This is a genomic window from Anoxybacillus sp. PDR2 (genome assembly GCF_009834045.1).
Classification (GTDB): Bacteria; Bacillota; Bacilli; order Bacillales; family Anoxybacillaceae; genus Anoxybacteroides; species Anoxybacteroides rupiense.
Genome location: NZ_CP047158.1, coordinates 2,829,602 through 2,854,461 on the forward strand (window position 1 = coordinate 2,829,602; position 24,860 = coordinate 2,854,461).

General features: G+C 44.1%; 25 protein-coding genes. 5 read left to right on the forward strand and 20 right to left on the reverse strand.

Going from position 1 to position 24,860, the window contains the following annotated elements:
- Positions 1 to 46 precede the first annotated feature (46 nt).
- The 3 genes from GRQ40_RS13660 to GRQ40_RS13670 all read right to left on the reverse strand — a co-directional run bounded on the left by GRQ40_RS13660 (position 47) and on the right by GRQ40_RS13670 (position 3,712).
- Positions 47 to 943: a cation diffusion facilitator family transporter gene (locus tag GRQ40_RS13660; RefSeq protein WP_159720187.1), complete on the reverse strand. Its 897-nt coding sequence runs from the start codon at positions 941 to 943 to the stop codon at positions 47 to 49.
- 107 nt (positions 944 to 1,050) lie between these two features.
- Positions 1,051 to 3,303, reverse strand: a complete 2,253-nt coding sequence (gene secDF, locus GRQ40_RS13665) for a protein translocase subunit SecDF (RefSeq protein WP_159720188.1) — start codon at positions 3,301 to 3,303, stop codon at positions 1,051 to 1,053.
- A gap of 106 nt (positions 3,304 to 3,409) precedes the next feature.
- On the reverse strand, positions 3,410 to 3,712 hold the full coding sequence (locus GRQ40_RS13670) for a post-transcriptional regulator (RefSeq protein ID WP_052660996.1): 303 nt from the start codon (positions 3,710 to 3,712) through the stop codon (positions 3,410 to 3,412).
- 111 nt (positions 3,713 to 3,823) lie between these two features.
- Between GRQ40_RS13670 and spoVB the strand changes: the two genes are divergently transcribed.
- On the forward strand, positions 3,824 to 5,377 hold the full coding sequence (gene spoVB, locus GRQ40_RS13675) for a stage V sporulation protein B (RefSeq protein ID WP_044744653.1): 1,554 nt from the start codon (positions 3,824 to 3,826) through the stop codon (positions 5,375 to 5,377).
- A 76-nt stretch (positions 5,378 to 5,453) separates the two neighbouring features.
- On the forward strand, positions 5,454 to 5,837 hold the full coding sequence (locus tag GRQ40_RS13680; RefSeq protein WP_044744654.1) for a TIGR04086 family membrane protein: 384 nt from the start codon (positions 5,454 to 5,456) through the stop codon (positions 5,835 to 5,837).
- Positions 5,838 to 5,982: 145 nt separating this feature from the next.
- On the opposite strand, the gene yajC is transcribed toward GRQ40_RS13680, so the two are convergent.
- From yajC to nadB, 16 genes are all read right to left on the reverse strand, one after another.
- A complete protein-coding gene (gene yajC, locus GRQ40_RS13685) occupies positions 5,983 to 6,252 on the reverse strand; it encodes a preprotein translocase subunit YajC (protein ID WP_044744655.1) in 270 nt (89 codons plus the stop codon).
- A gap of 15 nt (positions 6,253 to 6,267) precedes the next feature.
- Positions 6,268 to 7,407 carry a tRNA guanosine(34) transglycosylase Tgt gene (gene tgt, locus GRQ40_RS13690; protein ID WP_066146107.1) on the reverse strand — a complete coding sequence of 380 codons (1,140 nt, stop codon included), beginning with the start codon at positions 7,405 to 7,407 and terminating at the stop codon, positions 6,268 to 6,270.
- A gap of 16 nt (positions 7,408 to 7,423) precedes the next feature.
- Positions 7,424 to 8,455 (reverse strand): tRNA preQ1(34) S-adenosylmethionine ribosyltransferase-isomerase QueA, encoded by a 1,032-nt coding sequence (gene queA / locus GRQ40_RS13695; RefSeq protein ID WP_044744657.1) that lies wholly within the window; start codon positions 8,453 to 8,455, stop codon positions 7,424 to 7,426.
- Between the two features lie 24 nt (positions 8,456 to 8,479).
- On the reverse strand, positions 8,480 to 8,686 hold the full coding sequence (locus GRQ40_RS13700) for a DUF2905 domain-containing protein (RefSeq protein ID WP_044744658.1): 207 nt from the start codon (positions 8,684 to 8,686) through the stop codon (positions 8,480 to 8,482).
- On the reverse strand, positions 8,683 to 9,684 hold the full coding sequence (gene ruvB, locus GRQ40_RS13705) for a Holliday junction branch migration DNA helicase RuvB (RefSeq protein WP_044744659.1): 1,002 nt from the start codon (positions 9,682 to 9,684) through the stop codon (positions 8,683 to 8,685). Before ruvB ends, GRQ40_RS13700 begins: the two co-directional genes overlap by 4 nt.
- A 12-nt stretch (positions 9,685 to 9,696) precedes the next feature.
- Positions 9,697 to 10,296 carry a Holliday junction branch migration protein RuvA gene (gene ruvA / locus GRQ40_RS13710; RefSeq protein ID WP_044744660.1) on the reverse strand — a complete coding sequence of 200 codons (600 nt, stop codon included), beginning with the start codon at positions 10,294 to 10,296 and terminating at the stop codon, positions 9,697 to 9,699.
- A gap of 114 nt (positions 10,297 to 10,410) precedes the next feature.
- Positions 10,411 to 10,893: an intercompartmental signaling factor BofC gene (locus GRQ40_RS13715; protein WP_044744661.1), complete on the reverse strand. Its 483-nt coding sequence runs from the start codon at positions 10,891 to 10,893 to the stop codon at positions 10,411 to 10,413.
- Positions 10,894 to 11,217: 324 nt separating this feature from the next.
- Positions 11,218 to 12,228 (reverse strand): DUF3231 family protein, encoded by a 1,011-nt coding sequence (locus tag GRQ40_RS13720; RefSeq protein ID WP_052660997.1) that lies wholly within the window; start codon positions 12,226 to 12,228, stop codon positions 11,218 to 11,220.
- Between the two features lie 408 nt (positions 12,229 to 12,636).
- On the reverse strand, positions 12,637 to 13,374 hold the full coding sequence (locus GRQ40_RS13725; protein ID WP_159720189.1) for a YebC/PmpR family DNA-binding transcriptional regulator: 738 nt from the start codon (positions 13,372 to 13,374) through the stop codon (positions 12,637 to 12,639).
- Between the two features lie 298 nt (positions 13,375 to 13,672).
- Positions 13,673 to 14,386, reverse strand: coding sequence for a YhcN/YlaJ family sporulation lipoprotein (locus GRQ40_RS13730; protein ID WP_159720190.1), 714 nt, complete (start codon positions 14,384 to 14,386; stop codon positions 13,673 to 13,675).
- Positions 14,387 to 14,648: 262 nt separating this feature from the next.
- A complete protein-coding gene (gene nadE, locus GRQ40_RS13735; RefSeq protein WP_066146119.1) occupies positions 14,649 to 15,389 on the reverse strand; it encodes an NAD(+) synthase in 741 nt (246 codons plus the stop codon).
- A gap of 35 nt (positions 15,390 to 15,424) precedes the next feature.
- Positions 15,425 to 16,369, reverse strand: a complete 945-nt coding sequence (locus GRQ40_RS13740; protein WP_082741624.1) for a phosphotransferase — start codon at positions 16,367 to 16,369, stop codon at positions 15,425 to 15,427.
- On the reverse strand, positions 16,341 to 17,768 hold the full coding sequence (gene safA, locus GRQ40_RS13745) for a SafA/ExsA family spore coat assembly protein (RefSeq protein ID WP_066146123.1): 1,428 nt from the start codon (positions 17,766 to 17,768) through the stop codon (positions 16,341 to 16,343). The genes GRQ40_RS13740 and safA overlap by 29 nt, the downstream gene beginning before the upstream one ends.
- Positions 17,769 to 17,910: 142 nt before the next feature.
- Positions 17,911 to 19,014, reverse strand: a complete 1,104-nt coding sequence (gene nadA / locus GRQ40_RS13750) for a quinolinate synthase NadA (RefSeq protein WP_159720191.1) — start codon at positions 19,012 to 19,014, stop codon at positions 17,911 to 17,913.
- 18 nt (positions 19,015 to 19,032) lie between these two features.
- On the reverse strand, positions 19,033 to 19,866 hold the full coding sequence (gene nadC, locus GRQ40_RS13755; RefSeq protein ID WP_044744669.1) for a carboxylating nicotinate-nucleotide diphosphorylase: 834 nt from the start codon (positions 19,864 to 19,866) through the stop codon (positions 19,033 to 19,035).
- Positions 19,863 to 21,410, reverse strand: a complete 1,548-nt coding sequence (nadB, locus tag GRQ40_RS13760; protein ID WP_159720192.1) for an L-aspartate oxidase — start codon at positions 21,408 to 21,410, stop codon at positions 19,863 to 19,865. The genes nadC and nadB overlap by 4 nt, the downstream gene beginning before the upstream one ends.
- 102 nt (positions 21,411 to 21,512) lie before the next feature.
- Between nadB and GRQ40_RS13765 the strand changes: the two genes are divergently transcribed.
- Both GRQ40_RS13765 and GRQ40_RS13770 read left to right on the forward strand, forming a co-directional pair.
- Positions 21,513 to 22,646, forward strand: a complete 1,134-nt coding sequence (locus tag GRQ40_RS13765) for an IscS subfamily cysteine desulfurase (RefSeq protein WP_159720193.1) — start codon at positions 21,513 to 21,515, stop codon at positions 22,644 to 22,646.
- A 5-nt stretch (positions 22,647 to 22,651) separates the two neighbouring features.
- Entirely contained in the window at positions 22,652 to 23,191 is a 540-nt protein-coding gene (locus GRQ40_RS13770) for a transcription repressor NadR (protein WP_066146136.1), read from the forward strand.
- A gap of 201 nt (positions 23,192 to 23,392) precedes the next feature.
- Here the strand turns inward: GRQ40_RS13770 and GRQ40_RS13775 are convergent, their stop codons facing one another.
- Positions 23,393 to 24,214 carry an undecaprenyl-diphosphate phosphatase gene (locus tag GRQ40_RS13775; RefSeq protein ID WP_044744673.1) on the reverse strand — a complete coding sequence of 274 codons (822 nt, stop codon included), beginning with the start codon at positions 24,212 to 24,214 and terminating at the stop codon, positions 23,393 to 23,395.
- 347 nt (positions 24,215 to 24,561) lie between these two features.
- Here GRQ40_RS13775 and GRQ40_RS13780 point away from each other — a divergent pair, with 347 nt between their 5' ends.
- A complete protein-coding gene (locus GRQ40_RS13780; RefSeq protein WP_156450479.1) occupies positions 24,562 to 24,726 on the forward strand; it encodes a hypothetical protein in 165 nt (54 codons plus the stop codon).
- The last annotated feature ends 134 nt before the right edge of the window (positions 24,727 to 24,860 follow it).

The following is a 24,860-nucleotide window of genomic DNA, read 5'->3' on the forward strand; positions in this document are numbered from 1 at the left end:
AGGCAAACAGCGCGCGATGAAAACATTTATTCACAGTCTGGGCCGTCTATTTTTCGGGATGGTAAGGATTAATATGCACCATGACATTTTCTATATTTGGCATGCGAAGCAATCTTTCTTTCACGGCTTTGCCGATCCGATGCCCCTCTTCTACAGTAAGCAAGGGATCAACGGCAATTTTCAGGTCAATAATGACGTAATGGCCATGCTCGCGCGCATGCAATTCATGAATTTGCTTGACTTCAGGAAACTGGAGTACCGCTTGGCGAAGATGAACGGTATCTTCTTTGTGAAGCACATGGTCTAATGTAGTGTGAATCGACTGTTTGCCAAGCTCCCAGGCCATTTTTAACACGAGAAAAGAAACAAATAATCCAGCGATAGGATCTGCGTAGACGAGCTTGTTTATCCCCAATGAGTGGCCTGCCATCGCCGCTCCAATGCCAATGAGCGCAGCAATGGAAGAAAAAACATCGGAACGGTGCTCATATGCATTGACGATAATCGCCTGACTGTTTAATTTTTTTCCTAAGCGATATTTGTAGCGAAACATGGTTTCTTTCACCACAATGGAAAGGACAACTACGTAAATGGCCAACCATTTCGGCGGATGCAGCGGCTGAAAAAAGGCTTGTAGCGATGAACGCCCCATTTCGGCGCCAACAATAAATAACAATACCGCTACAATAATAGCAGCGATGGATTCTGCCTTGCCATGACCATACGGGTGATCTTCATCGGGCGGACGCTTGGCTGCCCGCAATCCAACCCAAACGGCAAGCGATCCAGCAACATCAGAAGCAGAATGAACAGCATCTGCTAGCAATGCCTTGCTGTTTCCCATGATGCCGGCAGCACCTTTCACTGCAGCTAATACAATATTTCCTAAAATCCCAATAATCGCGGCAAACTCGGCCTGTTTGAAGCGTTCTTCTTTCTCCACGATTCTCTTCCTTTCATCAAGACATCACGCCGTTTTAGTTTATCCATTTTTTCGCTTCTTCAAAAAAATAGAGCGGCGCTTTTGGTCGCCACTCTATTCTTATACCGTTATACTTGTGGTTCTGCATCCTGATGATCCGGCTTTTTCGTTTTTCCTTTTTTCAATTGCTTTCCTTTCCATACCACCCATAGCTGTGCGGCAATAAACAGAGAAGAGTATACGCCGGAAACAAGTCCAACTAGCAAGGCTAGATTAAAGTTGCGAATCGCCTCGCTTCCAAACATCAATAATGCGACAACCGTAAAAATCACGGTCAGAACGGTGTTAATGGAACGGGTCAGCGTCTGTTGCAATGCTCGATTCACTACATGCTGCAAATCCTCAATCGTTTTGACTTTCCGTTTTTTCATCAAGTCGCGAATCCGGTCAAATGTCACAATCGTGTCATTAATCGAGTAGCCGATGATCGTCAAAACGGCGGCAATAAATGTTAAATCGACCTCTAGCTGCGTGAAACTGAAAAACATCACAATAATAAAAGCGTCATGTAAAAGTGAGACAATAGCCGCAAGCGCCATATACATCTCAAAGCGGATCGTCACATAAATGATGATACCAAGCGATGAAATCAGCACAGCGATCAACGCGTTGCGCGCCAATTCTTTTCCTACAGTCGGCGATACGGTGCTGACGTTCGGTTCCGATCCATATTGCTCCTTAAAATACTGCTTGAGCTCAGAAATTTCATGTTTGTTTAAAACGCCGATAAAGCGCGCAACGCCAACTTCTTCATTCTTTCCAGATAAAACGATATCTTTTGGCTGTAAGTTTAATTTCTGGAACTGATCCTCCAATTGCTGCACGTTTAATTTAGAATCGCTCATGATTTCCACGCGTGTGCCGCTCGCAAAATCAATGCCAAGATTTAATTTCATCGTCAACAGCGCAACAATCCCAACAACCGTTAACGCGCCGGAAAAGATAAAGAATTTTTTGCTATGTTTGACGAAATCCCAACAATCAAACTTTGTCGGCACCTCTGTATGCTCGTTCGTTTGAGCAATATCGAGAATTTCCGATTTTTTCACGCCAAAATATCCTGGCTTATTTTGTAAAACGCGGCTATTCACAAGCAAACCAAGGAGCAGGCGCGTGCCGTAAACAGCCGTGATAAAGCTGACTAAAATACTGATAATCAGCATGGTCGCAAACCCTTTGACAGAGCTTGTTCCATACACAAACAGCACAACACCGGCAATAATGGTTGTAATATTCGCATCTAAGATTGTCGCAAACGATCCTTTATTTCCTGTGCGAAACGCGGACATAATCGATTTTCCAAGTTTGATTTCCTCTTTAATCCGCTCATATGTGATAATATTGGCATCGACGGCCATCCCGACACCCAAAATAAGCGCCGCTATCCCCGGCAATGTCAGAACGCCATTCATCCAATCGAAAATCAGCAAAATTAAATAAATATAAGCGGATAACGTAATGACCGCAATCACACCAGGCAAGCGATAAAACGCGATCATAAAGAGGAAAATTAGCGCCACGCCAATAATACCGGCAAGAATAGTTTTCTGAAGGGCGTTTTCTCCAAATTGTGCACCGATCGATGTGGAATAAACTTCTTTCAGCTCAACCGGCAACGCGCCAGCATTTAATAAGTCAGCCAGCTGTCTTGCTTCATCCACCGTGAAATTTCCAACAATCGATACATCCGTTTGATCGAATACTTGGTTTACCGCCGCTGCTGAAATATACTTCGGCTTTGCTTTTCCCGCCTCTTTCGCATAGGAATCAACGCCATCCTTAAAATCAAGCCAAATAACTAATAAATTGTTTGGCGCGCCCATTTTATAGACTTTTTCCGTCACCTGCTTAAACTTGTCGGCATCTTTGAGTTTAATGGCGACACTCGGCTTGCCATGCTCATCGAACGAAAGCTTGGCTCCTCCTTCAGCCAGGTCGCTTCCATCCATTAAGACGTTGTCATGCACATCGCGAAAGGTCAGCTTCGCTTGGGTCGATAAAATTTGCCGCGCCTGATTTTGGTCTTTCACACCGGCAAGCTGGACGCGAATCCGTTTTTTTCCTTCTACTTGAATATTTGGTTCACTGACTCCCAGTACATTAATTCGCTTGTTCAGTGCACTGACGGTGCTTGTCAGTGTCGTTTTGTCAATTTTATCCCCTTTTTTCGCCGGCTTTACCTCATATAAAACTTCAAAACCGCCTTGCAAATCAAGCCCGAGCTTGATATTATGTATAATCCCTTTCGTCGTTGTTCCTAGCGTGCCTGCTAAAATAATCAGCACTAAGAAAAACGCCAGAATGCGACTTCTTTTTACCATAAAAAATCCTCCTTATGTCATCAGAAAACCTCGCTATAGCCTCTCGAAATGCTTCAACATTCCTAATTATGAATCAGTTCGCAAATGCTGTCAATTTTCTACATAGCTATAATAATTCATTTAGTAGCTCTTCGAGATCATCACCTTTAGTGGCCCGCTGCTCACGATATGATTCAGCTGTCAAGAAAGCCATATATTCTCCAATTGAAAGCGATAAAATATCATTTACACGCTCATATAGCCTTCTTTCGTCATCATATTTTTTCCACTTTTTTCTCACTAAACACTCCCAAATTTGTTCTATCGTTACGTGATCGTAGCCAAGCAAGCGAAACTCTTCATACTTGCTTTGCACCGCCGGCATCAATTGTTCACGCAGTTCTTCCATTTTTTCTTTTTCATTTGCCATGACCATCGCTCCCCGTTTTGTCCCACAATACTTGTCATGCTTGTTCACATCTCTTGCATATAGTTAATTGTATAAAAGATCGTCTTATTTGAGAAGGGAGGGAAATACAGGATGTCTAAATTTTTGAAAGGCACACTTATTCTAATCGTTGCCGGCCTTATCACACGAGTGCTCGGATTTATCAATCGCATTGTTATCGCCCGAGCCATTGGTGAAGAAGGGGTCGGTTTATATATGATGGCCGTGCCTACGCTTGCCTTAGCCATAACGCTTACGCAAATGGGCTTGCCTGTCGCTATTTCTAAGCTAGTAGCGGAGGCGGAAGCGGTAGGAGATCAGCGAAGAGTAAAAAAAATTCTCGTCGTTTCTTTAGCCACTACAGGTGTGCTAAGCGCCATCTTTTTTCCGGCAATGGTATTGCTTGCGCCGCTTTTATCGACAACCTTATTTACAGATGCTCGCACCTATTATCCGCTGTTAGCGATTTCACCTGTTGTTCCCATTGTTGCTGTTTCTTCCGTTTTGCGCGGTTATTTTCAAGGAAAACAGCAAATGAAGCCATATGCCTATTCACAGCTGCTTGAACAAATCATTCGTATTAGTTTAATTGCCTTTTGCACGAGCATCTTCTTACCATATGGAATCGAATATGCTGCGGCGGGAGCGATGCTTTCATCCGTGATCGGCGAATTAGGGTCGCTCATCTATTTGTTTTACATGTTCAAACGCAAAAAAAGAATCAACATTCGTCCGCAATTTTTCCATTATGCTAAAGCCGGAAAAGAAACCTTTATGAGCTTAATGCGCATCGCTTTGCCAACAACAGGAAGCCGTCTCATTGGCTCAATCGCCTGGTTTTTTGAACCGATTGTGGTAGCCCACAGCTTAGCGCTTGCAGGAGTTGCTGCCTCATTAGCGACCAGGCAATATGGGGAATTAACAGGATATGCTTTACCTCTGCTCATGCTGCCATCGTTTATTACCTACTCACTATCAACCTCTCTCGTTCCAGCTATTAGCGAAGCGGCGGCACAGCAGCAAATGTTTCTCATCGAGCGGCGCGTTCAGCAAGCCATGCGATTATCCATGATTACAGGAGGCCTGGCCGTTGTGGTCCTGTATGTATTTGCCGATCCCATTATGCAGCTGATGTATGGCACAAGCCATTCTGCCATTTTTATTAAAGTAATGGCACCATTTTTCCTTTTTTATTACTGCCAAGGGCCTCTTCAGGCAGTTTTACAGGGGCTGGATTTAGCGAAAGCGGCTATGATGAATAGCTTAATCGGCTCTGTTGTAAAAACGGCTTGTATTTTTGCGCTAGCCACTCAGCCAAATTTAGGGATTATGGGAGCAGCTCTGTCTATCGCGATTGGTACGGTGCTTGTTACGCTTCTCCATTTCGCAACAATCATGAAGGTCATTTCTTATTCCATTTACATATTCGAATATATTCACACATTTTTCGTCATGCTTGCAGCAGGTTTTGTTGGACATCTTGCTTTTTATCATTCTCTGACTTCACTTCCAATAAGTATGAGGACCATCGCCGCCATTATCATTACAACAGTGGTATACGTCATTCTTTTAGTCATTTTCAAGCTGGTTAAACGAGAAGAGTTAGTACGCATCCCATTTGTTCGCGGCTTTTTTCGTAAAAACTAACTTCATTTGATTCTAAACATGTCCGGGCCTGAATATACTCTTGCTAAAGATGGCTTAAACGGAGGGAATGAACGAGATGGCTAGGTTTGGCAAAGGTGTTGTCTACGGAGTTCTAACCATTTTTTTACTAGCGTTGATCATTAGCTTTTTATTATCACTTCTTTTGAAATGGACCGATATCCAAGAATCCTCATTAACATGGGTTATTTTTGCTGCATCTGTTCTATCCGTATTTATCGGTGGATTTGTCGCAGGAGGCAAAGGCAAGGAACGCGGATGGCTTATCGGTGGAACCACCAGCTTAGTGTTTACACTCCTCGTCTTTTTCTTTCAGTTTTTAGGACTTGAGCAAACATTTTCAACAAAGCAATGGATTTATCATCTCGGCTTTTTATTAGCGGCCATGCTTGGGGGAGTCATGGGAGTCAATTTGTCGTCATCCAATCGGCACGCAGATTAATATACAGCCTTCCCCACCCATTTCATTTTGAGAAGAGCGATTTCAAGCGAGTCTGATGTGAAACGGTTAAAATGATTGTAGACAAAGTCAAAACGGACTTTGTCTACAGCCTGAAGCTGCTTTTTGCCAAGCAGCCTTTTTTATTCTATTGGTTGTTCTCTGCCACAACCTCGCGAATAGCAGAGCGATCGTATGTAAGACGAGAACCGTCTCCCGCGCGGATCACGACTTTATTCTCATCGATGGAATCGATGATGCCATGCAAACCGCCGATCGTAATAATTTTATCGCCTTTTTTCAAGTTCGCTTGCATTTGCTGAACAGCCCGCTGCCGTTTTTGCTGCGGACGAATCAGCAGGAAATAGAAAATCGCGAACATGATAAGAAGCGGCAAAAGATTCACAAGCGTCGCCATAGATTTCACCCCTTTCTAAAAGTTTTTCGCATTCGGTCTATTAAATCCGTAGCGTTCAAAAAATTCTTCGCGAAAATCGCCAAGCCGATCTTCACGTATCGCTTGTCTCACTTGCTCCATTAATTTTATCAAAAAGTAAACGTTATGATAAGAAGTCAAGCGAATACCAAACGTTTCATCACATTTGATAAGATGACGAATATAGGCGCGCGTATAGTTGCGGCATGTATAGCAGCCGCAGTTCGGATCCAGCGGCGTAAAATCACGGGCGTATTGCGCATTTTTGATGACAAGGCGCCCTTCGCTTGTCATCACCGTTCCATTTCGTCCAATGCGAGTCGGCAAGACGCAATCAAACATGTCAATTCCGCGGATGGCGCCGTCAATGAGCGAGTCCGGCGAACCAACTCCCATTAAATAGCGAGGTTTATTGGCTGGTAAAAGCGGCGTTGTAAACTCAAGCACGCGATTCATGACATCTTTTGGTTCTCCTACCGACAAACCGCCGACCGCATAGCCCGGAAAATCGAGAGACACAAGATCCTGCGCGCTCTGTCTGCGTAAGTCCTCAAATTCACCGCCTTGAACAATGCCAAACAGCCCCTGTTCATTTGGACGGGCATGCGCTTTTAAACAGCGTTCCGCCCAGCGGCTTGTCCGCTCAACCGATTTTTTCATATATTCATATGTCGCAGGATACGGCGGGCATTCATCAAACGCCATCATGATATCAGAGCCGAGCGCATTTTGGATTTCCATCGCTTTTTCCGGCGAAAGAAACAGCTTGTCTCCATTTAAATGATTGCGAAAATATACGCCTTCCTCTTCAATTTTGCGAAATTCACTCAGGCTGAAGACTTGAAAGCCGCCAGAATCAGTCAGAATGCCGCGATCCCAGTTCATAAACGAATGCAATCCGCCCGCTTCTTTCACAATATCATGCCCTGGACGAAGCCATAGATGATAGGTGTTGCTTAAAATAATGCCTGCACCCATTTCTTTTAATTCCTCAGGCGATAACGTTTTGACAGTCGCTAATGTGCCGACTGGCATAAACATCGGCGTTTCAAAGGAGCCATGCGGCGTATGAATGATTCCGAGACGTGCTCCTGTTTGCTTGCATGTTTTGATAAGTTCATAACGAATCGGGGTCAAATCAATAGCTCCTTTCTTAAATAATCAGCATCGCATCACCGAAGCTAAAGAAACGATAACGCTTCTCCACCGCTTCTTTATAAGCACGCAAAACATTTTCACGCCCTGCTAAGGCGCTAACTAGCATGATTAATGTTGATTTAGGCAAGTGAAAATTCGTAATCATTCCATCAATCGCTTGAAACTGATAGCCTGGATAAATAAAGATATCCGTCCATCCGCTCTCGGCAATAAACGTTCCATTATGGCGCGATGCGATCGTTTCAAGCGTACGTGTTGATGTGGTTCCGACTGCGATAATTCGCCCGCCCTTCTCTTTCACCTCATTCAACAATCGCGCTGTCCCTTCTGTCATCTGGTAAAATTCTGCATGCATATCATGTTCTTCGATATTCTCAACATTGACGGGACGGAAGGTACCAAGTCCGACATGAAGGGTAATAAAAGCTAGATGCACTCCTTTTTGACGAATATCCTCAAGCAGCTGCTCCGTAAAATGAAGCCCTGCTGTCGGCGCTGCTGCCGAACCGCGTTCACGGGCATACACGGTTTGATACCGCTCCTGATCGTCGAGCTGTTCTTTAATATATGGAGGGAGCGGCATCTCCCCCAAGGATTCCAACACCTCATAAAATACTCCGTCATAAGCAAATTCCAGTATTCTTCCTCCGTGCTCCAACTCCTGTCTGCACGTTGCTTTTAAACGGCCGTCACCAAATAAAATGCTTGTTCCTTCTTTCACGCGCTTCGCTGGCTTCACGAGCGTTTCCCAACGGTCTCCTTCCACTTGCTTTAATAAAAGCACTTCAATTTTTGCGCCCGTATCTGATTTTTCTCCATAAAGGCGCGCCGGCAATACTCTTGTATCATTTAATACGAGACAATCCCCTTCATTCAAATACGATAAAATCGCTCGAAAGGTTTCATGATGTTTCGTTTCTCCTGTATTTTTATTGAGCATAAGCAATCTCGATGCTTCTCGGTTCGCAAGCGGTGTTTGTGCAATTAATTCCTCCGGTAAATGAAAATCAAATAAATCTATTTTCATCGCGTTCACCCATTTCTATTGTTGTTAACGAAATCGACCGATAAAATAAAACACAAGCGAAAGCACTACACTTAAAATAATAGAAGTCACAACTGGAAAGTAAAATGTTGTATTCCCCTTTTGGATGACAATATCGCCAGGAAGCCTGCCCAGCTTAATAAATTGCATCAGAAACCCCACAACAATCAAAATGGCTCCGATCATCATGATCATTTTAGGAAGACTGCTCATGATTTTGGCACCTCCATTCCAAAATGCTCATAGGCGCGATGAGTGACGATGCGCCCGCGAGGAGTCCGCTGCAAAAAGCCGATTTGCAGCAAATACGGCTCATATACATCTTCAATTGTTTGCGCTTCTTCACCAATGGTGGCCGCAAGCGTATCTACACCGACAGGACCTCCGCGAAATTTTTCCATCATCGCTCTTAATAATTTATGATCAATATGATCCAATCCTAAACGGTCAACTTGCAGCAACTCCAGCGCTTCTGTTGATAAGGCATGTGTAATCACTCCGTTGCCTTTTACTTGAGCAAAATCTCTGACTCTGCGCAACAAGCGATTGGCAATGCGCGGAGTGCCGCGCGAACAACGCGCGATCTCAACAGCAGCCGCCTCGTCAATCCTAACTTCCAGAATATCTGCTGTTCGTTTGATAATTTGCGCAAGCTGCTCCGGCTCATAATATTCCAGCCGGCTGAGCACACCAAAGCGATCCCGGAGCGGTGCAGAAAGAGCACCAGCTCGTGTCGTTGCGCCCACAAGCGTGAATGGCGGCAAGTCAATACGCACCGAACGAGCCGTTTGTCCTTTGCCAATAACGATATCTAGGCAGTAATCCTCCATAGCTGGATACAGCACTTCTTCAATCGAGCGGTGAAGGCGATGAATTTCATCGATAAATAATACATCTCCAGGTTGAAGAGAAGTTAAGATCGCCGCCAGGTCTCCGGGGCGTTCGACCGCCGGTCCAGTGGTGGTGCGCAAGTTCCCCCCCATTTCGTTTGCGATAATGGCGGCCAGCGTTGTTTTTCCAAGTCCGGGCGGTCCGTATAAAAGCACATGATCCAACGTTTCGCCACGCAGCTTTGCCGCTTCAATAAAAACTTGTAAATTTTCTTTTACTTTCTCTTGTCCGATATATTCCTGCAAGCGTTGCGGGCGGAGGCTGTATTCAAGCGATACATCCTCGCTGGAGGCATCGCTGGCAACAAGACGCTCTTCCATCGTCCTTCCCTCCTATTTTAATAGTAATTGCAGCGCTCGCTTCACATATTGATCGGTAGACATCGGTTCCTTTTTTAGAGCAGGCGCCACCTTTTGAATTTCACGATCTGCATAGCCGAGAGCCTTTAGCACTTCAAGCGCCTCGTCAAAGGCATTCTCCTGCTTTTCATCCTCCCAGCTTGTAAATAAGTCGTTCGTCGCTCCTAGAATGACTCCCTGCAGTTTCCCTTTTAAATCAAGAATCATTTGTCGCGCTGTTTTTTTGCCGATGGTCGGAAATTTGCACAAAAAGGCTTCGTTTTCCTCTTCAATCGCCTGCACGAGCTGACGTACATCTCCTGAGGCTAAAATAGCAAGCCCTCCTTTCGGGCCAATGCCGGAAACTTGAAGCAGTTTCGCAAATAGCGTTCGTTCTTCGCGCGTCCGAAACCCATAAAGAGCCATGAGGTCTTCGCGCACATATTGATATGTATAGACCGTCACGATTGTATCATGACTGGGCCGAAACGAAAATGGGTTTGGCGTGAAAATTTGATAGCCAACTCCGGCCGTTTCAATGACAATATATTCTGGACAAACATACTCAATGTATCCGCGAACAAACTCAATCAACGTTTTTCCCCTTCCCTTATCCGTACTGTTTCTCATTGTACCATATGATAATAAAAAAACGAATGTATATTCCTCTTTTGCAAAACAAAAAGACTTATCGTCTGGATAAGTCTTTTACTGAGTAACGGCAAATGGCCGATAGGCTTCAATGACCTCTTTATAACGATCTTTCGAAATCACGCGAATACCTTTTTTCAGCCGTTCTTGTTGATGGCTTTCTAGCTTTTTTATATCGAGCTGGAAAAACGATTGAATCACGCGTGATGATTTTCCTGGCTTGCCTTCAAAAATAGATAAAGTTCCATCCTTTGTTAAGCCAAAATATCCATTCGCTTTTGACAAAGGTGAAATATCTTGAACCATTTTCTGGAACACAATTTGTTCATCATCAAGATTGACAAGCTGCCAGCCTTCATACTTTTTCCATATATCCTTCATCGATGTAATCGTTTCTTGTTTAATTTCTTCACTCACTTCTCCGTCCACGTATATTCGTTCTAACAAAATCGTCATTTGAGTGGCCGGCGCTTTAGCGAAGGCAGCTGAGGAACTTATAAATGAAATCGCGATAGCCAAGCAAGCCATCAAAAGCTTCATTGTCTTCCCCTCTTTCTCGGTAAATAATGAAAGCTATTTATAGTTTCACCTTTTAAGAAAATTTTATCCATAAAAAACACTCACTCAAGAAGTGAGTGTCCGGTTGTAGACAAAGTCAAAAATGAGATTTGTCTACAACCATTCTCATCCTCTATTTATGGTGTTCCACATCAGCCTGAGTGGAAAACGCTTGGCAGACAAGAAACGCAGCCGAACAAAGACAAAAATCGAACAAAAGAAATTCATGAGCAGACGAATGCGGCCAGTGACGCAGGATGAAAGCATTTAACAACGGTCTGACACTCACTCAAGAAATCAGTGTTTTTATTTCGACTCCACTACAAGCCGTTCGCGATCAAGGAAGTGAGGCGGTTGCTCAAGCCATCCGCGCTCAATCATTAAATTCACTCCATCCTCCGCATAGGCTCCCGCTTTCGCGATAAAAGAAGCGTAGAGAGCCGCTACATCTCTTCTCAATGAGAGCGCCATGGCCTGTCCATACATACCAACCCCGAGACCTGATAAGGAATTGACTAAAAACAGCATTAATCGCTCTGAGTATGGCGCAACTGTTGATTCATTGACGACTGTGTCCCATGTCATCGAAGCTGGAATATTGTCTTCCTGCAGCACCTCAAAAATGGAGGTCATGATCTCACTGCATACTTTTTGTCCTCTTAAAAAGAAGCTGCGAATTTCAGGATCCCTCGCTACTTGCGCAAATCCGATTAGCGTAGCCTTCGCGATTTCATTGTTAATGGAGTTCATCACTAAATAGGCTGCTTCAACTGCCAAAAGCGGTCGTCTGCGTCCAAGCCATCCAGTAAGAAAGCTTTGCTTTTCAACATAGTCCACTTGTTTTGGATAAGACATATAAGGAGGACGTATATATATACCTTGATTTTTCATCACGGTACGCACACGCTTATTTAATTGAGTCGCATCTTCGCTAAATTGTTTATATAGCTGATGGATATCATCCCGAGAAGCCATCACAATGGAAGTAGCATGTGAAGTGATTTTAAATTGGCTCATTTGGTTAAGATACTCTAAATAAAATGTATCGGAAAAAAGCTTTGGCGCTTGACGATTCACATGCTTATCGACCGGGAACCCGTCTGGTTTAGCAATTCCTTCCTTGCTAAATAGCTCCTCTAGACTTTGCAGATGATTTTGGACAACTTTCAATCCTTCTTCCAGAAGCACGCCCACTTCTTCATCGGCGGTTGTTAACTTAAAATGCGTGATAACGCTTTCCATCATGCTATCATATATATAGGTATTCCATATATTTGCAATTTCAGCGCTTGTTAAGCGGACTTCATTTTTCTTCATACTGATCCCTCCATGGAACATATTATGTTCCTTCCCAAAATGAAGTATGTAAAAAATCGGCCATCTGAATACCCCAAAAAAAGGAATAGCACCTTACCATTCTTGATTTACCTGTGGTGCTAGATAAAATCGGTTCATTTATCTTCCTCGTACTATATACAATCGTCCGCCAAAACTCACGGTCAGAAGTGGAGCGTCATCTGCATACTTACATGGGGATAAAGCTTTCGGGAGAAAGTGATATGGATGATCGTTGCATATAAATTCCCCCTAACACCATGGGTTTTCATTATTTTTTCTATCACTGAGTCATGATGTTGATGAACATTTTGTATCCTCTCATAAAAAATCCCATTCTCTGCAGAGAAATCACGTTCTCTCTTGCAAAGAACGGGAAATATGATCGTTTTATGGTATCGCCGTTTCATCTAAATTATGGTACACTTCTTGAACATCGTCATCATCTTCAAGCATATCAATCAGCTTGAGCATTTTCGTTAGGTCATCGCCTTCCAGCGTTGTGTAGGTTTGCGGGATCATCGTGATTTCAGCGTTTACAAACGTTAATCCATTCGCCTGAAGCTTGTTTTTCACCTCTTCAAAATGCTCAGGTGCTGTATAAATTTCAAATGAGTCGTCCATTGTTTCCATTTCTTCCGCTCCTGCTTCAATCGCTTGGAGAAGCAGCTCATCCTCGTCGATCTCTAACCCTTCGCGAGCGATGACAAGCCATCCTTTTCTTGCAAATAAATAGGACACGCATCCTGTTTCTCCAAGATTTCCGCCGTTTTTCGAAAATGCTGCGCGAACATTTGCCGCTGTGCGATTTTTATTATCCGTCAGACAAACGACCATGACTGCCACGCCACCTGGACCATACCCTTCATAACGAATTTCTTCATAGTTGGCATGCTCCTGATTGCCTGCCGCTTTGTTGATGGCCCTTTCAATATTATCGCTCGGCATATTCGCCGCTTTTGCTTTTTCAATGACGAGACGCAGCGCGGCGTTGACATTTGGATCGCCACCACCTGTTTTGGCTGCAACGTAAATTTCCTTCGCCAATTTCATAAACAGTTTGCCGCGTTTGGCATCCTGTGCATTTTTTCGACGTTGGATATTTTTCCATTTGGAATGTCCAGCCACTTTCCATTTCTCCTCTCATCATATCAAATTTTCGATATTACTATACCAAAAATAGCGGAAGCATGAAACAGTTGCCAAGCGATATAGATGCAGCTTGAAGAGTGTATAAATCAACAAAATAACAGATGTTTCTAATAATTCAATGTCACACTTTGCTCCCATCGCACATTCGCTTAATGAAAGCCCGACTGTACCAGCTAACTTCATAATTGGAGGACGATACCGTTTTTTCGTGAGGAGGTCTAGACCGTTTGAAAAGAAAAAGGAGATGCCATTTGCCGGCATCTCCCTGCAGCATTTATCGTGTATTGGTTGGAGTTTCCATTATTTTCCCTTTATAAAAAATCGTCTTTAAATCCCGGTTAATTTCTTCAAACGGGCGGCCGTAACGTATGTTATTGTCAATGACGCGAGCGCGCTGATACATGCTTGGATTCGAAACGACGCGCACATGCTTTCCTTTCGTATATGGAGCGATCGCTTTCGCTACATTTTGCTCCGTACGATTTGCATCTTTTCCTCCCGTTTGAATGGCTACTAATACATGGTCCTTATATACAAGCGCCCGGGCATCGCTGACATTTTTGACTTTAGCCGCTTCTTTGGCTACCTGCTCGGCAAAACGTCCGTCATAATGGTTGTAATAAGAAGGATGTGTTTTATCATTTTGCAAGTGACCATGATAATTTTGGTCTGCTTTGCCGAAATTCGCTTCTAGAGGCAGCGATGGAGTCGACCGATCGTAACGATCTCGACGAAGCGCATCCGTACCGAAAAAATCCGCAACTGGACCATTTTGGTTGTCCATCATATAGGCATTTCCGTCATTCTCAATATTTGTTCCGTAACGGCCATACGTATATGGAGTATTTGTCCGATCCGTTGAATAATAACCGATCGGTCTTGTTTCATCTCGATAGCGTGTTGCCCGATCTTCCGCATCGTAATTTGCGCATGCGGCAAGCCCGCTCACACAACAAAAAACGCCTATTGCCGCGATTGTTTTTCTCAACGGAAAAACCCCCTTTATTTGCCTTGGGTCAAGCACCTTGACCCATTTTTAGCTTGGCAAATAAGAGGGGATTTTATCGCTGTTAGTTAGCGGTAAAAATCAAGTTCTGATATCGGTATAATTCCTTTTGAACAACCAACCTATCCATAAAGGCAGGCGAAATCATGGTATTTGGTTCATCTCATTTGAATATGGCTTATGCTATTGAAAGCAAAACGAGGATTTTGTTAGAGAAACCGAGAAGCTTGTTGGCCCATACACATTAAAATTTTGGCGGCGCAGCGGCCAACTGGCGTTTATGATGTGAACGATGATGTAGCTTCTCAATGATGGACCGATCTTTTTCCGGAATTTCTTCCCCTTTTAAATATTTATCAATCATTTCATAAGTTGTTCCCATTTCATTTTCATCTGTTTGGCCTTCCCAAAGACCCGCACTTGGCGCTTTTGTAATAATTTCCTCAGGCACACCAAGAATTCGGGCCATTTCGCGAACTTCGCCTTTTGTAAAATGAACAAGCGGAACAAGATCGACACCGCCATCTCCATATTTGGTAAAATAACCTGTGTGCCATTCAGCCGCGTTGTCAGTTCCAACTACGATATACCCATAATTGTTGGCGACCGCATATAGCGTTGTCATCCGCAAACGCGCTCGCGTATTGGCATCGCCAAGACGCGCCGCCTCCTCATTCCATTCTCCTTTTTCTTTAAGCTGTTTTTCGATTTCTGCAAATAATGTTTGATGCGTCTCTGTTAAATCAATCACAAAGTGGCGAATACCCGAGCTTTCAACGACCTTTAATGCATCCTCTTGATCCTTTGGATTGCTCTTGCACGGCATAATTAATCCTAAAGAGTTGTCCGGAAAAGCCCGTTTAATAAGATGCGCCACCACAGCCGAATCAATTCCGCCGCTAATCCCGACAATCGCCCCGTTCAATCCAGCTTTGCTTACTTGTTCGCGAAGCCAGGCCACTAACTTTTCAATTTTCTCCTCCATGATTCAACTTCCTTTCACGAAAAATAAGATATACGTTATCTTATCATATTGGCGATTTTTTGCACAAACTGTTTGCGATGTTCAAAGTATGGAATCGCGAAAGGCTTTCGCTTCTTCATCAATGATCGGCATTCGCGAAATATATCGCTTGGAAAAATCAAGGCCATTAAAAACCATGGCTTTTCTAAAAAAGCTTCCAATATAGGACATTTTTTCAATAAAGCAAAAGACCATTGCATATATGGCAATATGCGATTGGCATATTGCAAATAATCGATGCCGCTTGGAGCGACCGCTATTAAGTCATAATCAATTAAATAGGCACTTCCGTTTTCAGCCCGCAAAAAATTGTGTGAAGCGACATCGCCATGAATAATGGTCATCGGTTCTGCTAATAAAGAAGGAATGAATAAAGGAATTTTTTCTAAGCTATATTGGGCACATTGCAAAATAAAAGTAAGCTCCTCATGCCTCATGATTTGCTGCCATACCGGCAAATCATGAAGAAAAGATAAATATCTTTGCTTCCATCTTTCACACAGCTGATAATAAGGCAGCATAGTGGCAACAAACGGCTGCTGCAGCAAACGCTGCGAAAAAATATGGTACTCATAAAGCAGGCAAAGGCCTTCGTTTCGATCTTTCTCGCTTGTAAAAACAAACGGATTGGAATGCGGAATATACTCCTGCAGCGTCCAACAGGCATTTTCAGAAACGACCACCCCAGTAATAGAGGGAGCGGCTTGAAAGCCTGCCTGTTTTAATAAACGAATAAACATCTGCTGCCGCGACGCTTCAAAAAAGGTGCGATATTTTTTCACAATCCATTTTCCTTTATTTGTATCAATTATTTGTACATGTGGCTTAATAGCCGCCGCTTCCTCCACGCACAACCCATATTCCGCTTGAAGCAAAAGAAAGAGACGATGGCTCTCACCGTCTCCTATATGTCTATTCTTCGTAGTCGCTGCTTTCCCCATATTCTGGCATCATAAAAAATTGTTGTGGATTTTGCGGGAAAGCGGCAGGTTGTGGCGACTGGTAATAAGATGGCTGTCCCGGCCCTTGTGCATACGGATAAGCTGGTGCCGCGGCTGGATATGGTGAAAAGCTTGACGGCTGCTGTTGCGGATACGGCGAATAATAGCCAGGAGCCGTTGATCCGTACATTGGTTGATAGGTTTGTACAGGCCAACCATAGCAAGGCATCATCGGAACCGGGTAACATCCTCCTGACATCTGCTGCGGAGATACCATCATTGGTTCTTCAGGTGGTTGAACATTAGGCGGCATATTCATATTAGGCGATACATTAGGTGATACATTAGGCTGAAGGTTCGGGGAAGCATTTGGCTGTATATTCGCTGATGAAGCCGGCGGTGCTGGCGGTCCCCACTCATGCGATTCGATGCTTTCCTGTACTCCAGGAAACGGATGCGAGCCGCTCTCCCCGTAGAATGGTGCGACAGGCTGCGAGAACGGCGCAGCCATCGGCGCTACCGGAGCCTGCGGATAATAAAATCCATAACCTGGCATGACAGGAGTAACCGGAATGCAGCCTTGCTCTTGAGGTGGCAAGTAAGCTGGCATCTGGTAGGTCGGCTGTTGTGGCTGCGCAATCGGAACATATGGAATGGTCGGCAGTTCCGGCGGTTGATCATGTTGATCGTATGATGGATGCTCCTGATTCTCTGATGGCTCTATGTCCGTATCTGGCTTCATAATATTCGGTAAAATGTTGTCCGGCTTTGGCGGAATCGGCGGCAGGCCAGGTATTTGATTTGGATAATTCACATTTGATTGCGGCGAAATCGATGGATTAGCTTGGAATGGTGTTTTGTGATCATGCTTTTCTGCCGCTTGATTCACGCCAATATTAGATTTAGGTGGCTCATAAGACGGCTGCTTTGGTAGTTCTTTCGGAATATTGGCCGTCGGCGCTTTCGGAGTTTCCTTTGGCTTTTTCTCAATTGGTGCTGTCGGTTTGGGCTTCGGCACTTCATTTATCGGTATTTCTTGAGCAGGCGGATTAATGTTCACGTTCGGAGCGATTTCAGCTTCAAAATTGAATGAAGCAAACGGTTTAGCGTTGGAAAATGGATGCTCTTGAACCGGCTCTTCTTTTTTCGGATATTCCTTTTTTGGATGTTCTTTGTTCGGATACTCTTTTTTTGGATATTCCTTCTTTGGATACTCTTTGTTTGGTGCTTCTTTTTTTACCGGAACCCCTGCAGTCGGAATTTTAATTTTCATTCCCGGCATAATTAAATCCGGATTGCTTAATTGGCCATTTAAGTGCTTTAACTGCTCAAAATCAACTCCGTATTTTTGCGCGATTTTCCAAAGCGTATCTCCTTTTTGCACAATATGGATTTTCACTCCGTTCCCCCTCCTACACTCAAACAATAATCATTCTATTTCATTGGCACGTTGTCATCATCATCCTTCAACATAACTTATGAAGCAAAAAATGAATTTATGATAAAAAAATAACAAGGTCTGCATATAGACCTTGTTATGTCTAAGCGAGCGCCAACATTCTCTTTAATGCTTGTACGGCATCTTCGGCAATGGAGACCGGCACGGTGATTGGATTGATGATATTTCCTTGCTCTAATGATTCCAACGCCCATAGCAAATGTGGCAAATCAATGCGATTCATCGTTAAACATGGACACATGTAAGGGTTCAAAGAAATAATTTCTTTATCAGGATGCTGTTGAATTAACCGGTTGACGAGATTCATTTCCGTTCCAATCGCCCATTTGCTCCCAGAAGGAGCTTTTTCAATCATCTCAATAATATATTTAGTAGAACCGGCATAATCTGATTTTTGTACGACTTCCCAGCTGCACTCTGGATGGACAATAATATTCATATCCGGTTTTGTTTTCCGAATGTAGTCGATATGCTTCACTTGAAAATTTTCATGAACGGAACAATGTCCTTTCCAAAGAATGACTTTAATTCGCTTGATATCTCCCTCGTACTCAAGCGAGTCCGTTAACGGGTTCCAAACCGCCATTTCATTAAGCGCAATGCCAAGTTTATATGCCGTATTTCTGCCTAAATGTTGATCCGGCAAAAAGAAGATCCGCTCTTTTTGTCCAAGCGCCCAAGCGACCATTTTTTCTGCATTCGAAGAAGTCACGGTCGCTCCACCGTTTCGCCCTACAAATGCTTTAATGGCTGCTGTCGAGTTCACATAGGTTAACGGCAAAATCGTATCGCCAAACAGTTCTTGTAAAATCGGCCATGCTCGTTCCACTTGCGCCATATCCGCCATATCGGCCATCGAACAGCCTGCGCGCATATCCGGCAAAATGACTTTTTGGTGGTTTCCTGTTAAGATATCCGCCGTTTCCGCCATAAAATGAACACCGCAAAAAACAATATATTCTGCTTGCTTATTTTTTGCGGCCACCTGTGCGAGCTGTAAAGAATCCCCTGTTGCATCCGCAAACTGAATGACTTCATCCTTTTGATAATGATGTCCAGGGATAAATAGCTTCTCCCCCATTTTCTCCTTAATCTTCCGAACACGCTCCTCCATTTCAACCGCGTTAAGCGTTTTATACACTTCTGGCATATGATCCTGTTTTTGCATCATTTCCAATACGTTCATATTTCGTTCCCTCCTCTTTTATCCTTCAATATTAAAACTAATATCGAGCGCTTTCACAGAATGAGTTAAAAAGCCTAACGAAATATAATCAACGCCTGTATCGCCATACTCGGCAAGATTTTCAAGGGTGATGCCGCCGGAAGCCTCTGTAATAATAGCAGAAGGCACAAGCTGAACAAACTCTCTAATTTCTTCTGGTGTCCGGTTATCAAACATAATGACGTCCGCTCCTGCCTTTACGGCCTCTATTACTTGTTCCCTCGTTTCCGTCTCCACTTCGATTTTAACCATATGACCAAGCTGCTGGCGCACGGTATGAACCGCTTTTGTAATAGAGCCGCAAAAGGCAATATGGTTATCCTTTATCATCACCGCATCGTATAAACCAAAGCGATGGTTATATCCGCCGCCGCATGTGACCGCATATTTTTCCAGCATTCGAAGTCCTGGAGTTGTTTTGCGCGTATCGCAAATGCGCGTATATTCGCTATTTAACGTCATCACCGCCTGATGAGTAATGGTAGCGATGCCGCTCATTCTCTGAATCAAATTCAAAATGACACGTTCGCCCGTTAATAACGGAGCAATGGGACCGGAAACCGAAGCAATGACGTCTCCTTTATCTACTTTTTCGCCATCTCGCTTATATAGCGTAACGCTAATCGATGGGTCCAGCAGGTGGTACGCGGTTTTCATAATGTCAGCGCCAGAGAAAATACCGGCTTCCTTAACAAGAAATGAACCAGAAGCTAAATGATGATGAGGAAAAATCGTCTCGCTAGTCACATCACGTTCGCCAATATCTTCTAAAAAAAACTGTTGCAGCATTTGTTGCAGCTTGATGATATTCATGCTGTTCCTCCTATTCTCGCGAAAAATTCCTCTTTTGTTCGTAAAATCCGCCGCTTTTTCCAATGCATGGCCTCTGTCGGGTAATCCGAACGGTAATGGCCGCCGCGGCTTTCTGTACGCTTAAGCGCTGAGGTAGTGATCAGCCATCCAGTAATGAGCATGTAAGCAACGGTGATTTCTTCTTCTGTCCATGAAGTGACGTCGGTCTTGACAAGCTCCGGAATAGAAAATTGCTCCAGCCACTTTCTTGCGGTCGCTAAGCTTCGTTCATCTCTCACAATCCCTACATATCGCATCATGATCTCTTGAATTTGTCCCTTATCCGGCAACGAGCCTGTAAAGCTTTTAACCGAATTCGGCTTGACAAACGGAAAGCGTCGCCCCTTTTCTGCACTCCCGCGTTGCTTCAACACTTCAGCTAAACGAGCGCCAAACACCAGTCCCTCAAGCAGCGAATTGCTCGCCAAGCGGTTAGCGCCATGTACTCCAGTACAAGCCACTTCTCCGACTGCATACAAGCCCGCAAGCGATGTTTGTCCCGATAAATCAACTTGGATTCCTCCCATTAAAAAATGAGCGCCTGGTACAACAGGAAGCCGGCCATCCTGCAAACCAACACCGTGAGTCTCGCATAATTTCGCTATTGTTGGAAATCGCTCCGCAAAATTTTTAATCATCGAAATGTCGAGATAGACACGGCCGCCTTTGGCGGTTTCGGCATGGATCGCCCGAGCTACGACGTCTCTTGGCGCTAAATCTTGCTGTGGATGGATGGACTCCATCAATTTTTTCCCATCTTCTGTGACCAGTACCGCCCCTTCTCCCCGCACAGCTTCAGAAATCAATCCGACCGCCCTGCCATTCACATAAAGCATCGTGGGGTGAAATTGAATAAATTCCATATCCGTCACAGCTGCACCGGCCCGATACGCTAAGGCAATACCATCTCCAGTCACCGTTTCAGCATTAGAGGAGAAAGAATACAGCCTTCCACAGCCGCCGGTTGATAATACAACGGCATCCGCATAATAAGCACCTGTTTTCGTGCGCACACCGATACAGCGCCCGTCAGCGACAAGCAAATCAATGACGCGCTCATCTTCCACTATGGTGACATGGCCGTATAGCTTTTCCATTAAAAACGAGGTCATCGCTTTTCCCGTCTGATCGCCTCCTGCATGCAAAATTCTCCGCTGGCTATGGGCTCCTTCATTTCCAAAATGAAAATGTCCGTTTTGATCCGTATCGAATTGCAAGCCGGTTTCCACCAGCTCTAAAAGCCGTTTCGGGCCTTCCTGAACGAGAATTTCTACAGCACGTTCATCATTATGATCTGCTCCAGCAATGATCGTGTCTTGATAGTGAAAATGCCAATGATCTTGGCCAGACAAAGCAGCAGCGATACCTCCTTGCGCTAACCAAGAATTACTCTCTTCTTTTTTCGCTTTTGTGAAAATTATCACATTTTTATGCTCAAACAAATGATAAGCCGTTACGAGCGATGCTAGGCCTCCGCCTACAATAATCACATCCGCTTGTGGCATACAAAAGCCCCCTGTTATTATTTACTGTCTTGACACCTATATTGACACATAATTAAACTGATGACAAGACTTTTATTTTTCCAAATGTGAGGGAATGATTATATGATTTATCTTGATTATGCAGCGACAACACCCATGAGCGAAGAAGCATTAACCGCTTATACAAAGGCGGCTTCATCATATTTCGGCAATTCAAGTAGCTTACATGATATCGGCAGCCACGCAGCCCAGCTTCTGCACATTTGCCGCCAGCAGCTTGCCGAATTGATCGGCGGCGATGAAAGAGGTCTTTATTTTACAAGCGGCGGTACAGAATCCAATCTTCTTGCCGTCCGTTCGATGATTGAGGCCCATCGCCATAAAGGAAATCATTTAATTACAACAGCAACCGAGCACGCATCGTTATATCATTTATTTCAACAGCTTGAAACGGAAGGCTATGAAGTCACGTATTTATCTGTAGATCGCTTCGGCCAAATTGATCTGGCTGAGTTGGAAAATGCCATCACTCCGCAAACAATTTTGGCTTCGATTCAGCATGCAAACTCCGAAATCGGCACCACTCAGCCGATTCAAGAGATCGCCAAACGCTTGCGAAAACACGGGGTCATCTTTCATAGCGACTGTGTACAAACCTTTGGTAAAATACAAGTGGATGTACAAAAAATGGGGATAGACAGCTTATCTATCTCCTCGCATAAAATTTATGGCCCTAAAGGGGTCGGGGCTGTCTATATTGATCCGCGCATCAAATGGACCTCTTGCTTCCTCCAGGCAACACACGAATTTGGGTTTCGCCCTGGAACTGTGAATGTGCCAGGCATTGCGTCATTTGTCACCGCTGCGCAGCAGGCCTGCGAACATTTAGCCGATGAACATGCGCGGCTTGAACACCTTCGTCAGTATACAATTTCACGAATTCATGAGAAGCGGCTGCCTGTTGCCATTGAAGGACATCCCGACGCCCACTTGCCAAACATCCTCGGTCTTTCAGTACAAGGAATGGAGGGGCAATATGCAATGCTTGAGTGCAACCGCTACGGCATCGCCATTTCGACAGGGAGTGCTTGTCAGGTCGGAAAGCAAGCTCCTTCACGGACGATGATCGCAATTGGAAAGGAAGAAGATGAAGCGAAGCAATTCGTCCGCATTTCATTTGGCAAGTGGACGACACTAAACGAAATAGACCGTCTTTTAACCGTGTTGGAAACCATTTGTCAACAACGAAAGGAGTAGAGCCTATGAAAATCGAGAAGAAAATTTTAGGGGAGAAGCGGCGAGAGCTGATTTTAAAATGGCTCAAAGAAAGCGGACTGCCGCTTACCGGAGCGGAGCTAGCGGCAAAAGCGAACGTCAGCCGTCAAGTCATCGTCCAAGACATTTCGCTGCTTAAAGCGCGTAACGAACCGATTATCGCCACAAGCCAAGGCTATCTCTACTTAAAAACGCCGGCTCCTAACCAAATTTATACGCGCACCATAGCCTGCTACCATACACCGGAACAAACAAAAGAAGAGCTATACTTAATTGTCGATCATGGAGTGACCATAAAGGATGTAAAAATTGAACACCCCGTCTACGGCGATTTAACGGCTTCTGTCATGGTCAGCAGTCGTCAAGAAGTGGATCAGTTCATTCAAAAAATTAAACAAACCAACTCCTCCTACTTGCTTCAGCTCACAGACGGCACGCATCTTCATACGCTCGAAGCCGATTCGCTGGCCAAGCTTGACGCCGCTTGCCAAGCGCTGCAAAAAGCTGGTTTTTTAATTGAATCGTAATGCGAAATCAGGTTGTAGGCAAAGTCCATTTTGATTTTGTCTACAACCATTTTTCATTTTATCGTTTATAGTGACATCTCCACAACAGGCTAGCTTTCACCCATAATAAAACACCGTTCTTGTTTAGAACGGTGTTAAAACAAAAAGCACCTCTCCCCCCTACACTCTGTTTAGAGATAGGAAGCTTCTCAATTCGATCTGTTAAAAATAGAGAATATAGATCAAACACGCTAATGCGATTCGATAAACGGCAAAAGGAATCAACCGAATGCGATTAATTAATTGAAGGAAAAACTTTATGGAAATTAACGCGAAAATAAAAGCGCTAATAAACCCTACTATAAAAAATGGTATCACATCTACGGTGAAATACTTCCATTTGCTTACGAGAGACAAAAAACTCGCCCCTGCCATAATCGGAACCGCCATAATAAACGTAAAATCGGCCGCCGCCCGGTAGCTCATTCCAAGCAGCACACCGCCTGATATGGTCGAGCCAGAACGAGAAAATCCAGGCCACAACGATAAGCATTGAATTAGCCCAATGAAAAAGGCTTGTTTATATGTAATCTGATCCACTGTCTCAACCGTTTGTTTGCGCCCACCGAATAAATCCGCGGCAATCATTAATAGGGCCCCAATGACCAGACCAATCAAAACCGTCTTTGTCGAAAATAAATGTTCATCAATATAATCTTCAAATAAAACACCCAAAATTCCTGCAGGCAATAATCCAACAATCACATGGGTTAAGCGAAGCCGGTTCGGCCGGTCGCTTGTCCCTTTTTTCAACCCTAATAGCTCAATAAATCGATTTCGGAACACAACGACCACCGCCAGAATCGAACCAAGCTGAATGACAACTTTAAAGGTATTCGCTACTCTTTCATTTAAAAAATCTTGAGAGCGAAGCCACATATCATCCACAATAATCATATGGCCAGTTGAAGAAACAGGGGCAAATTCTGTTAGGCCTTCCACAGCACCTAAAATAAGTCCGACAAGTAGTTCCCATAAGCTCATAGATTTAGTCTCCTTACCTTTTATTTTGCTTATTCATTTTTATAGAACGCTTCCTTACAAATGCCCATAAAAACGGCCGTATGCTAAAGACGCATAGGCCCACCAAGGCACGCTTAAAGCAAAAGCACCCCCTTCATCGCCAAAAAACGCATAGCCCCCAAATCGCCATAAGCAGAGGGGTCGATAAGCGCGCAATAAAGAATGAGCTCCTTTTGCTCTGTCCAACATTCTTGATGATATTTTAAGGAACCCATTTTTTAGATCTTTTCTATGGCTTGTTCCATGATGATTTCGACACTGAATCCACCGTTTGCGAAAGATCTCTATCCTACGAAAGGATGGCATAGATGCCCCATTCCCAAGCAGAAATTGCTGTTTTCGACGGTCGGAGACAAGTCACGGACTTGTCTCGGTCACGCCGAGAAAATGGTGACACGCTTCATTGGATGGCACCGCTAAAAGAAAGATTCACTCCAGCTGCACAAGAGCTTTTAAACGATATCAACCTATAATACTCAAATAAACTTTTATATATGTTTCATTTTTTCATGGACAAAGATGGGCCTTATTCTTTTTGGTCATTCCGTTTCATTCTGTTGTTACTGAATGCTACGGCCTTTAAACGGCACAAAAATGGTAAGCCCCG